General features: G+C 54.8%; 15 protein-coding genes. 9 read left to right on the top strand and 6 right to left on the bottom strand.

The window, feature by feature from the left end; genetic code table 11:
• The first annotated feature begins 133 nt into the window (after positions 1 to 133).
• From H9L05_RS11565 to H9L05_RS11555, 3 genes are all read left to right on the top strand, one after another.
• Positions 134 to 2,404: a M1 family metallopeptidase gene (locus H9L05_RS11565; protein WP_187731136.1), complete on the top strand. Its 2,271-nt coding sequence runs from the start codon at positions 134 to 136 to the stop codon at positions 2,402 to 2,404.
• The gene (locus tag H9L05_RS11560; protein WP_187731135.1) at positions 2,356 to 3,117 is read left to right on the top strand and encodes a hypothetical protein; all 762 of its coding nucleotides are present in this window, start codon (positions 2,356 to 2,358) and stop codon (positions 3,115 to 3,117) included. Before H9L05_RS11565 ends, H9L05_RS11560 begins: the two co-directional genes overlap by 49 nt.
• A 221-nt stretch (positions 3,118 to 3,338) precedes the next feature.
• The gene (locus tag H9L05_RS11555; RefSeq protein ID WP_187731134.1) at positions 3,339 to 3,716 is read left to right on the top strand and encodes an inorganic diphosphatase; all 378 of its coding nucleotides are present in this window, start codon (positions 3,339 to 3,341) and stop codon (positions 3,714 to 3,716) included.
• Between the two features lie 75 nt (positions 3,717 to 3,791).
• Here the strand turns inward: H9L05_RS11555 and H9L05_RS11550 are convergent, their stop codons facing one another.
• Entirely contained in the window at positions 3,792 to 4,502 is a 711-nt protein-coding gene (locus tag H9L05_RS11550; RefSeq protein WP_187310055.1) for a DNA repair ATPase, read from the bottom strand.
• A 312-nt stretch (positions 4,503 to 4,814) separates the two neighbouring features.
• Here H9L05_RS11550 and H9L05_RS11545 point away from each other — a divergent pair, with 312 nt between their 5' ends.
• The 3 genes from H9L05_RS11545 (at position 4,815) to H9L05_RS11535 (ending at position 6,935) form a co-directional block, all read left to right on the top strand.
• Positions 4,815 to 5,222 (top strand): 6-pyruvoyl trahydropterin synthase family protein, encoded by a 408-nt coding sequence (locus H9L05_RS11545; protein WP_187731133.1) that lies wholly within the window; start codon positions 4,815 to 4,817, stop codon positions 5,220 to 5,222.
• Entirely contained in the window at positions 5,215 to 5,892 is a 678-nt protein-coding gene (gene folE / locus H9L05_RS11540; RefSeq protein WP_187731132.1) for a GTP cyclohydrolase I FolE, read from the top strand. The genes H9L05_RS11545 and folE overlap by 8 nt, the downstream gene beginning before the upstream one ends.
• A gap of 122 nt (positions 5,893 to 6,014) precedes the next feature.
• Positions 6,015 to 6,935, top strand: a complete 921-nt coding sequence (locus tag H9L05_RS11535; protein WP_187731131.1) for a TIGR01777 family oxidoreductase — start codon at positions 6,015 to 6,017, stop codon at positions 6,933 to 6,935.
• A 46-nt stretch (positions 6,936 to 6,981) separates the two neighbouring features.
• Here H9L05_RS11535 and H9L05_RS11530 read toward each other — a convergent pair whose 3' ends face one another.
• From H9L05_RS11530 to H9L05_RS11510, 5 genes are all read right to left on the bottom strand, one after another.
• Entirely contained in the window at positions 6,982 to 9,270 is a 2,289-nt protein-coding gene (locus H9L05_RS11530) for a transglycosylase domain-containing protein (RefSeq protein ID WP_223284377.1), read from the bottom strand.
• Between the two features lie 234 nt (positions 9,271 to 9,504).
• Positions 9,505 to 10,302, bottom strand: coding sequence for a ferritin-like domain-containing protein (locus H9L05_RS11525; protein ID WP_187731130.1), 798 nt, complete (start codon positions 10,300 to 10,302; stop codon positions 9,505 to 9,507).
• Between the two features lie 37 nt (positions 10,303 to 10,339).
• A complete protein-coding gene (locus H9L05_RS11520) occupies positions 10,340 to 11,956 on the bottom strand; it encodes a DUF4153 domain-containing protein (protein ID WP_187731129.1) in 1,617 nt (538 codons plus the stop codon).
• A 78-nt stretch (positions 11,957 to 12,034) separates the two neighbouring features.
• On the bottom strand, positions 12,035 to 12,331 hold the full coding sequence (locus H9L05_RS11515) for a winged helix-turn-helix domain-containing protein (RefSeq protein ID WP_133271841.1): 297 nt from the start codon (positions 12,329 to 12,331) through the stop codon (positions 12,035 to 12,037).
• Positions 12,328 to 12,714, bottom strand: a complete 387-nt coding sequence (locus tag H9L05_RS11510; RefSeq protein WP_187731128.1) for a hypothetical protein — start codon at positions 12,712 to 12,714, stop codon at positions 12,328 to 12,330. Before H9L05_RS11510 ends, H9L05_RS11515 begins: the two co-directional genes overlap by 4 nt.
• A 782-nt stretch (positions 12,715 to 13,496) precedes the next feature.
• Between H9L05_RS11510 and H9L05_RS11505 the strand changes: the two genes are divergently transcribed.
• The 3 genes from H9L05_RS11505 (at position 13,497) to H9L05_RS11500 (ending at position 14,953) form a co-directional block, all read left to right on the top strand.
• Positions 13,497 to 13,943 carry a hypothetical protein gene (locus H9L05_RS11505; protein ID WP_187731127.1) on the top strand — a complete coding sequence of 149 codons (447 nt, stop codon included), beginning with the start codon at positions 13,497 to 13,499 and terminating at the stop codon, positions 13,941 to 13,943.
• A gap of 123 nt (positions 13,944 to 14,066) precedes the next feature.
• Entirely contained in the window at positions 14,067 to 14,387 is a 321-nt protein-coding gene (locus H9L05_RS23585) for a hypothetical protein (RefSeq protein ID WP_223285001.1), read from the top strand.
• Positions 14,321 to 14,953, top strand: a complete 633-nt coding sequence (locus tag H9L05_RS11500) for a UbiA family prenyltransferase (RefSeq protein ID WP_262892503.1) — start codon at positions 14,321 to 14,323, stop codon at positions 14,951 to 14,953. The genes H9L05_RS23585 and H9L05_RS11500 overlap by 67 nt, the downstream gene beginning before the upstream one ends.
• Positions 14,954 to 15,044: the final 91 nt, after the last annotated feature.

Here is a 15,044-nt window from a genome sequence, read left to right as displayed (position 1 = left end):
GTCCGCAGGGGCGGATGGTGAAACTGAGTTTGAGAAAACGGACCGACCGCTACAAAGGTTGTGACACGACATTCTGAGGCCGACCGCGTACTTTCGTCCCGCATTTATTCGCTCGTTACACTTTTCTCTTTGCATGAAAAAGTTATTAGCCAGCTGCTGGCTTGCTTTTCTTCCTCTGGCGCTATCGGCGCAGAGCACTTCACCTGGCAGTTATTGGCAGCAGGAAGTCAATTATTCCATTGATGTTACCCTGGATGACCGCCATCACACGCTCACGGCCCAGGAGGAAATTCAGTACACCAACAATTCGCCCGATCAGCTTACCTTCATCTGGTTTCACCTCTGGCCCAATGCGTACCGCGACAATACCACAGCTTTTGCCAAGCAGCAATTGCGAAACGGCAGCCGGAAGTTTCAATTTGCCCCCCAGGACCAGCGCGGCTTCATTGACCAGCTTGATTTCAAAGTAAACGGCCAACCTGCTACGCTTAGCTTCGATCCGGAGCACGCCGATATGGCAAAGCTAGCCTTACCCCAACCATTGGCTCCGGGGGGCAAAATCACGATTACAACGCCTTTTCGAGTAAAGATTCCAGCCTCTTTTTCGCGCTTCGGTCACGTAGAGCAGTCGTACCAGATTACGCAGTGGTACCCGAAGCCGGCGGTGTACGATAGCCAGGGCTGGCACCCGATGCCTTACCTTGACCAAGGTGAATTTTACTCCGAGTTCGGCTCGTTTGATGTGCGCATTACGCTACCCGCGAACTATACCGTAGGTGCCACCGGCGTGCTGCAAAACGCGGAAGAGCAGGCGCGCTTAACGCAGCTTGCTACCGCCACGGCCGCCAAAAAGGCTGAAGACTATAGCAAAGACCTGACCTTCCCGAGTTCTGCATCGGAGACGAAAACGCTTCGTTACGTGCAGGACCGCGTGCACGACTTCGCGTGGTTTGCCGATAAGCGGTTCAATGTGCTCAAGAGCGCCGTCACGCTGCCTTCGGGCAAGCAGGTAGATACCTGGGTTATGTTCCTGAACAAGGATGTGGCGAAGTGGATAAAAGGGCTACAGGACGTAAACGACGCTGTCACCTACTATTCACAGTGGGTGGGTGAGTACCCGTACACCGCCGCTACGGCCGTAGACGGGGCACTGAGTGCCGGTTCAGGCATGGAATACCCCATGGTAACCGTTACGATGCCATCGGCCATTGTGCACGAGGTAGGGCACAATTGGTTTTACGGTATTCTGGCCTCCAATGAGCGGGCTTATCCTTGGTTGGATGAAGGGGTAAACTCTTACATTGAAAACCGGGTGGCGGAGCGCGACAACCCGAATGCAGGTATGTTTGAAAGCGTACTGACATCGGGCAAAGCTTCTACTATTCTGGGGGTGGAAGGCTTAAATGCGACGGCCCTAAATCAAGTGCCGTATCAAGCCTCAGCCAGCCGGGGCCTCGATCAGGCAGTAAGCGGCCCGAGTGCGGCGGAGTACGGCAAAATCAACTACGGTATTATCGTTTATACCAAAACGGCTTCCCTGCTGAAGTATCTGGCTGGCTACTTGGGGCAGGAGAAGTTTGATGCTGCCATGCGCGCCTACTACCAGCGTTGGCAGTTCAAGCACCCCGCTCCTGCCGACATGCAGACGGCATTTGAAGAAAGCACCGGCCAGCAGCTGGACTGGTTTTTTGAGAACATGCTTCAAAACACCACCCGCTACAATGCCGCTGTCGGCGATATACAGGTGACTAATGACCAGGTAAAGGTGCTGGTTCGCAACGACTCGCCCGCTCCGTTTGCCGTGCCAGTAGCTACGCTTAACGCTCAGGGCGAGGTGATTGAAACGCAATGGACGCCTGTATTTGGCAACGGCGAAGAAGATGAGGAAACCCAGCTTGACTTCCGGCGTGAGGGCGTTGCCGCTGTCGTCATTGATCCAGCTTACCTGACGCCCCAGCTCAACCGTCGCGACGACAAGCTCAAGCTGGAAGGCAGCTTGCCTCGCCTGGAGCCGCTGCGTTTCCGACCCCTCGTAAGTGTGGAGCGCTGGGACCGTGCTGCCATCAACTGGGCGCCGGTGCTGGGAGCCAATACTTCCGACAAGCTCATGCTGGGGGCGGCTTTCTATAGCAGCCCTTTGGTTCCCAAGCGCTTGAGCTACCTGGCGATGCCAATGTACAGCTTCAATCGCAATGAGCTGAACGGTATCGGCACGCTTAATCTGAACATTTTGCCCAAGGAAACCGCTCGCCAGCTCATTACCGGCGTAACGGTACAACGTTTCGAACGCTATGTAAAGGTGGAGCCTAGCTTGACCCTGACTTTGCCTAAGTCGGCGTATAATGCCCCCAGCACATGGTCCAACTTGCTAACACTTCCGTGCGCAACGAGGATTCTGATGTGACCAGCAGCATCCAGACGTTGCTGTATCAGGTGCAGGCTGGTGACGCCCTGCAAAGCTGGTCAGCCAGCGTGGAGCTGAACCGACTCACGCCGGATTTATCGATTGAAAGCTCGTCTTTGCAAGCTACGCTGTTGCGCGCTTCAGCTTCGTATAGCCGCTATTACTCGCCGAAGAAACGCGTGCAGGCCCGGTTGTTTGGAGGACGCTTCCTGCAAAAAGCTAACGACGCACCTTTCGTCATTGGTCTGAGCGGCAGCCCCGACTACCGCCGCCAAACTGCCTTCTTAGATCGTCAGCAGATTTCGAATGCTTTTACCGCCCAAACGCACCAAACTGATGACCGCGACGGCGCTTTCAAAGCTTTTGTAGGCAATGAAGTTCAGATTTCAGTAGCAAGTCAGCGTTGGCTTAGCACCCTTAACTTGCAAGCTGATCTGCCAGTAACAGGCCTAGGCATCTTCGCAGATTTTGGGGCTATGAAGGAAAACTTTACAGTATACGAAAGCCGTGGGGGGCAAAATTTCTTCTACGATGCAGGCTTGGTCGTTCCGGTGATCAAAGATATCTTCCAGTTCTATCTGCCCGTGGCCGGCTCTCAGTATGAGAATGGCTTGCCTAGCAGCCGCAAGGATTTTACTGATCGGATACGCTTCGTGCTGCGCCTAGATCAACTCAACCCTTTCCGCCAGCTCGATGAGCAGCTAGCTAAGTAAGTCCAAGTATTGATGCAGGGAGCCAAACGACTTATAGTTAGCCTTCTGATTGGTCTCGGCGTAGCTGGTTGCCAAACCGACTACGCCGAGTTACCGACCTTCTCATCTGAGCGAAAGCTGCTTCAAGCTGTCATTGAGATTCCGGCGGGCACCAACCTTGAGCGTCGCTACGATGCAGCCACTCACGAATTTGCCCCCAGCAGCGGGCGGGCAAAGACCGAGTGCTGGAGTTTTTGCCTTATCCTGGTAATTATGGCTTTGTGCCGGGTACCAGCACCGCAGCTGGATTTCCGCTGCCCGTGTTGGTGCTGGCGGCAAGTCAGCCGGCAGGTACGGTGCTGGAAGTGCTGCCCATTGGCCTGGTGGTGCTTGATAATGCCGGCGCTTTGGAGCGGGTAGTGTTGGCGGTACCAGCCCGGCCCAGCCAGCAGATCTTACCAGAGACGAGAACCTGGACTGATTTTACCCAGCGCTACCCGGCCGCCCAACAGATACTGCGGCTTTGGTTTCAGCACCGGGCCTCTCTTGGCAGGGTGCGCATTATGGGCTGGAAAGACGAACAGGCGGCCGTCGAACATGTGCGTAGTGTAATGCGCTAGGAAAGCTTCCGGGAAGGGTAGAGCACGAAAAAGCCCCCAGACAAACTCTGGGGGCTTTTTCGTGCTTGGTATAAGCTACTCAATCTTGTTCATACGATCCTTTACAGCCTCCAGGGCTACGCGCATGTTTACAATGTCGGCGCGGGCAGCTTCCTGCTCTTTCAGGTTCATGTCCACTACGTTGTTGTACTGGAGAAGCTCGGCGGCATTTTTGGCCAGTTCCTGCTGAATCTCCATTTTGCGAGCCTTATTTTTCTCGATATCCTTTCTTACCAAGTCAGCCTTAGCAATTACAGCGTTATGATTATTCTGTGAAATAACCAGAGACTTTTCAGCCTCAGCTACCTGCACTGCTAAGTCTTCACGATAGAGCAGACGAGCAAAGTCTTTTAGGTACTTTTCCGCGGCGCTCCATTGTACGGGAGTAGCCGTTCTGTCGAGGTAAGCATTGCCCAAGTCAATGGCCCACCAGATGGTAGTACCTGTAGGGGTAGCATCAATTTTGCTGAATACCCGAACCGGCGTTTTAGAGATCTCATCGATCGTGACACCCTCCATCGAATACACGCCTTTGTCGTTCTTTACTTTGCTACCAAACCTCTCGTTCAGTCGCTTAGCCCATGATTCTTCTACGCGCTTGCTTTCAAGCTGCAAGGAAATGCGTTGCCCTTTGCGAGGAATGCCTTTGATCGACATATCCGTTTCATCAACGGGCGATTTCTGGGCGTAGCCAGTTACCGTCAGCATGAAGCTCAGGAGCAGAGTAAGTAGTACACCTTGTTTCATATATGAATGAAAAGGGTTGAAGAAAAAGTTATTAGTAGAAAGATTGTGTTGCTGTCTCAAATCTCACTACGCCAAATCTATACCAGACTACCCTTTACTACATACCCTTTAAGTTGTTTTTTTTCAAGAATTGACACTTTTGTTTATTAAGTCATAACCTTTATAGCTTTACTACCACAATATGAGCAGCGACTGACTTACAAGGCGATGCCAACTATTTCATTCGCCGCTAAAGTCCTTTTGATCGTAGAATAAATAGTCCGAACCGAAGTGGACTGAACAAATCACTACACCCGTGGTTCAGCAAGCACTATGCAAGTCACCGTCTGTCGTAAGGAACACTTTAACGCTGCCCACCGGCTCTTCAATCCTGCCTGGGATGATGCGCGCAATCAGCAAGTATTTGACAAGTGTAATAACCCCAACTATCACGGCCACAACTACGAGTTGATCGTACGCCTCACGGGCGCGATTGATCCGGAAACGGGTTACGTGTATGACCTGAAGCGCTTAAGCGACCTGATTAAGCGCGAGATTCTGGATACCTTTGATCATCGTAACCTCAACCTGGATACGGAAGAGTTTCGCCACCTCAACCCCACGGCCGAGAATATCGCCGTAGTGATTTGGCAAAAGCTACGGGCTCATGTTGAGTCCCATTTACTTTTATCGGTCACGTTATATGAGACCGAACGCAACTTTGTTGAATACCATGGATAACGCCGTGCCCGCAGTTGCCGCAACGGACCACCCCGTCCCAAACGATGCCCATTTGCCGGCTGACCTGCGCACCCCCCTGCGCCCCGATGCCTTTACGCTAAGTGAGGAAGAGAAAATAGCAAGCATTTCCGATCATTTTCGCGAAATCATGACGTTGCTAGGCCTCGATCTGAACGATGACAGCTTGAAGGGCACCCCGCGCAGAGTAGCCAAAATGTATGTACACGAGTGGTTTCGCGGCCTCAACCCTGCATATCAGCCCGATGTAAAACTTTTTGACAACCGCTACCAATATCATCAGATGCTGGTGGAGCGTGACATCACTCTTTTCTCCTGCTGCGAGCATCACTTTGTGCCTATCATTGGAAAAGCGCATGTGGCATATCTGCCCGGCGAGCACGTGGTTGGCCTCTCGAAGCTGAATCGGGTGGTGCAGTATTACGCTCGCCGCCCGCAGGTGCAGGAGCGCCTGACGCGGCAGATTGCCGAGGAGCTAAAAAACACGCTACACACCAACGACGTGGCTGTGTTGATTGAGGCTGATCATTTGTGCGTAATGAGCCGGGGCGTGAACGACACCAGCAGTAGCACGCTTACGGCCGAGTATGGCGGGGCTTTCGACCGCGACCAGGCGCTTCGCACTGAGTTCCTGCGGTTGATTGGGAAGTAAATTCTGGTTGTGAGTTGTCGGCAGCCTATTAGCTTGCATCCCCATTCACGACCTCATCTGCCCAACACCTTTTGCTGACCAAACACGTAAGTGCCAGACTGCAATAGGCAACACCCATTAGTATGTCCCAAAAAGTTCTCATCACCGGCGGTACGGGCCTAATTGGCACACGTCTCGCCGAACTACTCATTGATGCGGGCTATGAAGTGGCCCTGCTCAGCCGCCAAACCGGCGCCAGCCACTACCACACTTTCCGCTGGGATCCGCGCCACGATACGCTGGACCCCGCCGCCATTCGCTACGCCGATTACATTATTAACCTGGCCGGATCGAGTGTGTCGGATGGAAAGTGGACTGACGAGCGAAAGCGCGAGATTCTGGAAAGCCGCCTAGATGGTACCAGACTATTGGCAAAAGAGCTGGCGAAAGGCGAACACCACGTTCGGGCTTTTTTGTCAGCATCGGCTATCGGTATCTATGGAGATAGCGGCGACAAGCTTGTAAACGAAGAAACGCCCCCCAATACTCCCTCCGATGATTTTTTGGCTGATGTATCCCGGAAGTGGGAGCAAGCGGCCCATGAAGTAGAAGCGCTGGGCATCAGGACCATTGTTGTGCGCATTGGTATTGTGCTCAGCACGGAAGGCGGCGCGCTGCCCCAAATGGCCCGACCCGTGAAGCTTATGGCTGGAGCTGCCTTGGGCTCAGGCAAACAGTTTATGTCCTGGATTCACCTCGACGACTTATGTCGATTGCTGATTCAGATGCTGGACGAGCCGCAATGGCAGGGCACGTATAATGCCGTGTCGCCGAACCCAGTTACCAATCAAACTTTCACTGAAACTTTGGCGGACGTAATGCATCGACCCTTGGTGCTGCCCAAGGTGCCTGCTTTTGCCCTGAACCTGATGATGGGCGAGATGAGCGAAATCGTACTGGCCTCACAGCGGGTAAGCGCCGAAAAGGTACTGAAACAAGGGTTCACGTTTGAATACCCCAATCTGAAGGGCGCCCTGGAGTCATTTTACGCAACGGAGGAATAAGAATCAGCAGTTCTTATTCCTCCGTTGTATGATGGACTATCCTGATTTACAAGCTGTCGGGTATGGCAATAGTGCCTGCGTTAAGCTTTTCCAGCAGGTTATCAGCGACCAGCGAATCTATGGGCTCTACGATGCGGCGCGGGGCAGGCGTTACGCAGTTGTACTTCTTCGATATCTTAACAGTAGGCTGAGGAAAACGGCCATACTCTATATCCAGGTCTTTATCCTTATAGAGCTTCTCCATATAGGTGCCGTAAACGGGTAACGCCATCCGGCTGCCTTCGCCCTGCTGAGAGCGGAAGAAGTGAATGCTACGGTCTTCGCCGCCTACCCACACGCCGCTCACCAAATCTTTGGTTACGCCCATGTACCAGCCATCGGAATAGTTGGAGGTAGTGCCGGTTTTGCCCCCTATCTCGTTGCCCTTCTTCCACAGGTCGTACTCCCACAACGCTTGTGACGTACCACCGGGTTCTTCCATACCGCCCTTCAGCATGTGAAGCATAAGCCAGGCTGTTTCGGCCGGAATAACGCGCTTTTGCTTAGGATCGAACTGCTTGATGACGTTGCCGTTGCGGTCCTCAATGCGAGTCACGAGCAAAGGTTCGGTACGGAAGCCGTTGTTTACGAACGTGCTGTAGGCGTTTACCATTTCGTACACGCTCACATCGCCCCCCGAGCCCAAGCCAATGCTGGGCACATCGAGCAGCTTGCTGCGAATACCAACTTTGTGAGCATATTTGGCCACGTTCTCCCATCCTACTAGCTCTGTCAGCTGGGCCGTGACGGAGTTGATGGAGCGGGCCATAGCGTGGCGCAGCGTCATGTTGGAGCCGGAGTACTCGCGGGTTACGTTGTTGGGCTTCCACTCCATGTTTTTGCCGTTCTCCACGTAACGAATGGTTACACGCTCGTCGCGGATACGGTCGCAGGGTGTGTACCCATTGTCGAGAGCCGTTAAGTAAACGAACGGCTTGAACGTAGAGCCCGGCTGCCGACGACCTTGCTTTACGTGGTCGTACTGAAAAAAGCGGTAGTTCAGCCCGCCCACCCAGGCTTTGATGTGGCCCGTGAAGGGGTCCATGGTCATCATGCCGGCGTGCAGAAACTTCTTGTAGTATGCCAGCGAATCGAGAGGCGACATGACGAGTGTCGTGTCACCGTCGCCTTTCCAAGTAAACACCTTCATCGGGCGCTTCGCGTTCAAGGCCGAATCCAGGCGGGCGGGCTGGCCCTTGTAGCGCTCAGCTAGCCGCTTGTACTGATCGGTGCGCTTCATCTGGGTTTCAATGAAACCGGGAATTTCTTTCCCCTGATCATCTACCCACGGATTACCGCCTCTATTGCGCCAGAAATTATCGAACTGCCGTTGCAGCACCTTCATGCGCTGCAATACCGATTCCTCGGCGTGGGCCTGCATGCGCGAATCGATGGTGGTATAGATTTTCAAGCCATCACGGTACATGTCATAGCCGTTCTTCTCGCACCATTCATTCACCGTCTGGCTTACGGCCCCACGGAAGTATGCCTCTGGCCCGTCGAAGTGCTTATCTACCTGATAGCGCAACGCCAGGGGGCTTTTTTTCAGAGAATCAACGACTTGGGCGCTCAAATGTCCAGCCTGCCCCATTCGGGTTAGCACCAGGTTGCGGCGCTTGAGCGCGGCTTCGGGGTGAAAGCGAGGGTTATAAGCTGTTGGATTATTCAGTACACCTACCAGCATGGCCGCTTCTTCGGGCTTGAGGCTGTCGGGTGAGGTGCTGAAGAAGGTTTTGGCGGCCACTTTAATACCGAAGGCCTGCGAGCCGTACTCCACCGTATTGAAGTACATGCGCAGAATCTCCTCCTTGGTATAGCGGCGCTCCAGCTCCACGGCCGTCAGCCACTCCTTGGTTTTGCTAATGAGCGTACTCACCACCGGAATATAACCCAGTGCGCCTCTGGTCTCGCCCCGGCGGGTTTTGTATAAGTTTTTGGCTAACTGCTGCGTAATGGTACTGCCGCCGCGCTTTTCGCCGCGCACTACGGCCCAAACCGCGCCGGCCATAGCTTGTGGGTCGATGCCGGCGTGCTCGTAGAAGCGCGCATCTTCGGTGGCAATCAGGGCCTTCACCAGCAGAGGCGAAATCTTACTGAACGGAATAGGTGAGCGGTTTTCGCGGAAATAAGTACCAATCAGTACGCCATCGGAAGTGTACAGCTCGGAAGCCTTTTCCACTTTCGGGTTCTCCAGTTCCTCCAGCCCCGGCGACTTGCCAAAGAGAAACATGAAGTTGGTGCTGACCAGAATAGGATAGAGCAGAAAGACGCCCAGCCCTATAATAAAAGCCCCCACGCCATGCGCGACAGGATATTAGGCCAGCGCCGACGCGGCTTTTGTACAGAATTGGGCGATTCGGAAGCGGACATGCAGAACAAAACACGTGGCGGCCGAGGGGCCACTCCTAGCAGAAGGCACCGACGACGGATACGCAAATATACCAACTAGGCGCGGCCCCGCAGCCAGACTTCCCGATGAAACCACATTGTTACGCGCTCTGGTTCAATTAGCTTCCGAATTACTGCCCCTTTAGTGAGCTTGAAATGCGACACTTGCTGGGCGGCGGGGAGCACTAGTTTTAACCAAAACAGTAGGCTCCTGCGTTTTTGGGCGCACAAAAATGCCCCCCGGCGTGGCCAGCATGTCTTCCACTCGCCCAAACTCTACGCTCACCGCGTCGGCAAAAGCCAGCAGTCCGAAGCCTCCGGCCCGCAACGTGCGATGGTAAGTGAGCCACACAACGAGCGTAGTGCCGGCCATCAGTACTCGGTAGGCCTGGCGCGTGGCCCAGCGACGCAGCCCGCTTTGGCCTTGCGTAATCTGAGTCAGGGTAAAGCACTGGAAGTTCAGGTGCATTTCTTCATCGCGCAGAATACGCCGACAGATTTGTTGCAGCAAGCCCGAATACGTAGCCTGATACAGTGCCTGATAGTATACGGCCGCAATAATCTCGGCCGTCAGCAACACCCGCAATGTGTGCTCCAGCGAGGCCCATTGCCGCAGCCAGCGAAACACTTTGTCTAAGGCGCTTGACTTGCATAAGCGCGGCAGCTGGTGAATGGCCATATACTGTCCCAATACGCGGGCATGGCCCTGCTCTTCCCTGATAAAAAGGCGGATGGCGGCTACATAGTCAGGGTCGCCGAGGTCTTTGGCTTTTTGGTACAGATGCTTGCCCTCCGAGTGCTCACCCTGCTGAAACTGCGGCAGCGAGTAGCGAATAGCGCGCAATTCGCGCTCGGTGAGGCGGTAGCTGTCGTCCCAGCTCAGGTCGTCGAGGTGGTCTTGGTTGGCACTGAAATAGTTGGCCCAATCGGAGAAAGTCATGGATATATAGTTAGAATACAGTAGAATGAGTTGCGACTTATAGCTTATTGGCTGTCAGCTGCTGATAGGCTCGCCAATCGGCGTAGGTGTAGCTGGGCCACTTGCGAGCCTCCTGCCTTTCTTTATACCGGGCCAGGCGTTGCTGAAGCCGTTGCGCCGCATCATCGGGCTTGAGCTCTATCCAGCTGCCGTAATACTCGTGCACGAGGTGACGCTGGGTGAGCACCTCGGGTTGGGCTGCCAGCGTGGGCAGCACCCGGTCGGGCATGTTGAGTAGGAAGCCGTAGTCGAGCTCGTGCAGCTCGGGGCGCAGGTTGTAGCGCGCAATCCAGATTTCCCAGTTGCCGCAGGCCAGTCCCAGCATAAGCACATAAGCCGCCAGCCCATTCATGCGAACCAGCGAGTACGCCGAGCGGCGCTGCCAGATTTTGAGCAGCACCGTGGCCAACCCAAAAAACGTGAGCAGCAGGAAGAAATACACCCCAATTCGCTTGTAAGCCAGCCCCGTGTAGAGGATGTAATAGTAGTTACGCAGCCCCACCGACACGGCCAACACGGCATTTTGCAGCACCCACACCGTCGCTAGCCAGCGCAGCAGTGGCAGACCCTGCTCATAAAAATTCAGGTTGCGGCGGAAAAACCACAGCACGATACCCATCGCCACGAGAATACTCAGAATGAGCACATAAGTGCCTTCGTGCACAAATTGAGTAAGGTCGAAGCCGGGGGAGGGCTGGAAGCCAAACCAGATCCAGTTGATGTCAACGCCATTGACGACGAGCAGCAACACGTTTACCAGACCGAACATGCTGAGGGCCACGATATATTCCTTGCGCAAATCGAGCGCCCGAAAGCGTTTGGCCCGGAAGTCGGGGCGGCGCACGGCGAAGGAAGCGACTCGGTCGCGCTGGCGCAGAATGAACTCACCGAAGCGGGACTCCTTATCAGCGAAGTAGTGCACCGGCACGATGACGAGCGCCGCCCCGGTTAGGGCCAAGCCAAACAGGAAAAACAGGAAGTGCGGTATCGAGAAAATCTCGAAAAAGGCCTCTACCCACTCCCCTATTGCGTTCAGCACCCGCTCCGTCAGGGCGCTATATACAGGATTGGCGATGGCAAAGAGGATGTGAAACCCTAAAAGCGCCACGAACGGCAGCACGAGCAGACGGCCGTAAAACCAAGCCCGTTCTACGCGCCCATCCAGGCTGCGTGGCAATACCAGCAGCTGCGCCAGCCTGGGCACTGCGCGAATGGCGCTGCTAACGGCCGTCAGTAGCGCGTAGACTACCAGCTTTAAGTGAGGCTGGTTGCGGTAGCCAAGCCACATGGCTGAAGAGGCCAGCCAAGCTAAAAATGCTGCCCCGGAGCCATACCAAGCCACCAGCGCGGCGCTGAGTATCGTACCGGCCAGCGTAAGCCGGAAGCCGGTAGAACGCCATTGGGGGGCGTGGCGCGGCAACTCCACCAGCCCAACGGTGAGCACAAACAGGGTATACAGGAGCACGTTCAGGGCGGGCCGCTCCTGCCAGAACAATGTGTAAAACCAGATTGCCCCGACGGGTATGGCCACTTTCTGCAAAGTGGTAAGCGTAAGCCGATGGGCTGCAACCGACGAATCGGAGCGGGCGGGTGGAAAATTGGTGGAAACTTCCATGGCGAATAAGGCGGCTAGAATAAATTTGACATTTTAAAAGAACTTTGTATTTCAAAGTTAATGAGCAAAAAAAGAGCGTTACCCCCGCAGCAATTTTTCTAATGCGTTCAGATGCTCCTGAAAAGCCTGTTTTCCTTCCTTGGAGGGCATATAGGTCGTATTGGGTTTTTTACCTACAAACTGCTTGCTCACCTCTACATAGCCTGCTTTTTCGAGGGCGGCTACGTGGCTGGCCAGGTTGCCATCGGTCAGGTCGAGGGCTTCTTTTAGCTCATTGAAGCTTACCGGGTCGCTTTGACCCAGCAGCACAGCCATCACTCCCAGGCGCACGCGGTGGTCGAAGGCTTTATTGAGAATGTGAATGTTGTGCTTCACAGGGCGCGGGCAGTCCGTTCGTAACGGTTGTACATGATCAGGCCGTAGATGATATGGCTTAGACCAAAGCCTAGCGCAAAGAATATCAGTCCGTAGCCGGGAAATAAAACCGCCACCAGCCCCAGCGCAATTTCGGTGAGGCCCAGCCACCGGATTTCTTCCAAGGTGTACTTACTGGCGTTCAGCAAAGCTAGACCATAAAACAGCAACATACCCGGCACGACCAGTCCGGCCGCGCCTTGCAGATAAATAGCGAGGCAAAAAAGCCCCCCAGCCACCAGCGGAATGGCCAGACTCAAGGCCAGCCGCCGCCCCAAAGGACTCCACAGCTGCACCCTGTCTTGCTTGGCCCGTCGACGGGTGAAGTAGTAAGCACCACCCAAAGCCAGCAGAATAATGCCCCCGTAAGCATCAGCAGAAATGGCAGCGTTGCAACCCGCTCTTGCTCTGAGCTTTGCATGATGCGTACAAAGTCCTGCGTACTACCATACTTCTGGCCCAGATACCAATACCCCACTCCCACACCTGCCAAGGCCGCAACCCCGCCGCAATACCGGAAAGGCCGCTGAGCGACAAGTAACGCGACGAGCGCTCCATGATGGCGCGGATCTCGGTAAGTTGGGCGAGCGGATCGACGGCTGGATTCATATCGACAAAAGTACTTTGTTTTGCAAAGCTGGTCAAGTTTGCCCTGATTCGCAACTAAGATCAGAGCTGATTCTACTTGTTGAAGAATATATTTTTAAACCGGAAGCGACTCGACGCTGCAAATTACGTTGGAACAGGGCCAAAACAACTCCTACGCAGCCTGCCAATCCGTTACAGCACTTCATGCGGCGGTTGAGCAATCTTGAAAATCTTAACCAACTGACTGCTTGAAGCTCCGCCTCCACCTTTTCGAGTTTGAAGACCAAGCCTGGTTTCCAAGTGTTATCCGGGCGGGCATGATGGACTACTTGCGCTTCATGACCAGCCACTTAGGCATTTATCAGCCGCTGGTGCCGGTGCTGCGGGAGGCGCTTCAGCAAACCCAGCAGCTTCATGTGCTTGAGCTGGGTGCGGGCGCGGGCGGCGGCACCGATGGCGTGGCGCGGGCCTTGGGCCAGCTGCCCGGCCTGGCCGATCTGCGCGTTACGCTCACCGACTTATACCCGCAGCCCAGCGCTTGGCAGAGCATCAGGGAAAGCTCTGGGGGCAAATTGACTACGAAATTACGCCCGTCGATGCGACGGCGGTGCCCGCGCATCTTACCGGCTTTCGAACCATCTTTTCCGCTTTTCATCATTTCACGCCCGCCGCAGCCGAAGCTATTCTGGCCGATGCCGTGCGGCAAGGCGCCGGAATTGGGGTGTTTGAGGGCGCCGGCAAGCACTGGCACGAAATCCTGCTGGCCTGGACGATTTTGCCAATTATGCAGGTGATGGCCACGCCATTTATGCCGCCCTTTCGGCTGAGCCGCCTGTTTTTTACCTTCATTATTCCCCTGATCCCGTTCTGCACCATCTGGGACGGCACCGTATCCATTCTGCGCATGTACCCAACGGATCGGCTGCTGGCCTTAGCATGTAAAGCCGATCTGGGGGCAAATTTGAGTGGCGGGCCGGTAAAGTGAAGCACTGGTCGGGCTCGCAGGTCACGTACTTAGTGGGCTGGCCAAAAAAGGCCTAGGGCCAAATGGCAGCGTAACTCCGCTTACCTTTCTACCTTATCAGGCAACTGCTACCTAATCGCTCCCATGCTTCTTGCTTACCGCCGTGCTGTGCCGCTGCTGCGCATTCCCTTCTCCGTGTACCTGATGCCGGTATTCTGGTTTGGGCTGAGTGCCTTGCGTGAGCCGTTTAGCTTGTGGCGGGCGGCGGGCGTGTTTGTGGTGCTACATGTGCTGGCTTACCCGGCTTCCAACGGCTACAACTCCTATTACGACCGCGACGAAGGCAGCATCGGTGGCCTCAAAAAGCCCCCAAGGTATCGGAGGAGCTGCTGCATCTGGTGTGGCTGTTTGATATGCTGGCGGTGGTGGGCGCCTGGCTGCTCAGCCCGCTGTTTGCAGGGCTAGTAGTCGTGTATCTGCTTATTTCCAAAGCCTATAGCTACGAGGGCATCCGGCTGAAGAAGTACCCATTTCTGAGTACGTTGGTCGTCGTTGTGTTTCAGGGCGCCTTCACCTTTCTGATGACGCAAGTGGGCGCGGGGGGCAAATTTGAGGAAATTCTGGCCCCCGACAACTTACTGCTGGCCTTGGTGAGTACGCTGTTTTTGTGCGGTTCCTATCCGCTGACACAGGTATATCAGCACCAAGAAGACCGGCAGCGCGGCGACCAAACCCTGAGCCTCGTGCTGGGCATTCGGGGTACGTTTGTGTTTGCGGCGGTGGGGTTGCTGTTCGGCGCCGCGCTCCTGGGCTTTACCTATTGGCAGCGCGACGAACTACGCAACCTGCTGATCTTCTTGGTGGCGACCGGGCCGGTAGTGGCTTTATTCAGCCGCTGGGCTTTCCTGGCTTGGTCCGATGCGGCTGCGGCCAGCTTTGAGCGCACCATGCGCATGAACCAAGTGTCGTCGCTGTGTTTGAGCGCGGCTTTCGTCCTGATGCTGGTGCTGCGGCATTGGGTAGTGCAGTAGAGAACGACGCAGAGATTCGCTTTAAAAAAGCCCCCCAGAACAGTAATTCAACCTATTCCGTATTGGAAACAGCTTTCCAATTGCCTCTCGT

The sequence above is a fragment of the Hymenobacter qilianensis genome (genome assembly GCF_014489555.1).
GTDB classification, from domain to species: Bacteria; Bacteroidota; Bacteroidia; order Cytophagales; family Hymenobacteraceae; genus Hymenobacter; species Hymenobacter qilianensis.
Note: the sequence above shows the minus strand (reverse complement) of the source record. Positions and strands in the feature narration are given on the sequence as shown.

Bases quoted from the DNA above. Each gene is read 5' to 3' on its own strand.
- H9L05_RS11565 (WP_187731136.1), top strand. From the start codon at position 134: ATGAAAAAGTTATTAGCCAGCTGCTGGCTTGCTTTTCTTCCTCTGGCG.
- H9L05_RS11560 (WP_187731135.1), top strand. From the start codon at position 2,356: ATGGTCCAACTTGCTAACACTTCCGTGCGCAACGAGGATTCTGATGTG.
- H9L05_RS11550 (WP_187310055.1), bottom strand. From the start codon at position 4,502: ATGAAACAAGGTGTACTACTTACTCTGCTCCTGAGCTTCATGCTGACG.
- H9L05_RS11545 (WP_187731133.1), top strand. From the start codon at position 4,815: ATGCAAGTCACCGTCTGTCGTAAGGAACACTTTAACGCTGCCCACCGG.
- folE (WP_187731132.1), top strand. From the start codon at position 5,215: ATGGATAACGCCGTGCCCGCAGTTGCCGCAACGGACCACCCCGTCCCA.
- H9L05_RS11535 (WP_187731131.1), top strand. From the start codon at position 6,015: ATGTCCCAAAAAGTTCTCATCACCGGCGGTACGGGCCTAATTGGCACA.
- H9L05_RS11525 (WP_187731130.1), bottom strand. From the start codon at position 10,302: ATGACTTTCTCCGATTGGGCCAACTATTTCAGTGCCAACCAAGACCAC.
- H9L05_RS11520 (WP_187731129.1), bottom strand. From the start codon at position 11,956: ATGGAAGTTTCCACCAATTTTCCACCCGCCCGCTCCGATTCGTCGGTT.
- H9L05_RS23585 (WP_223285001.1), top strand. From the start codon at position 14,067: ATGCTTCTTGCTTACCGCCGTGCTGTGCCGCTGCTGCGCATTCCCTTC.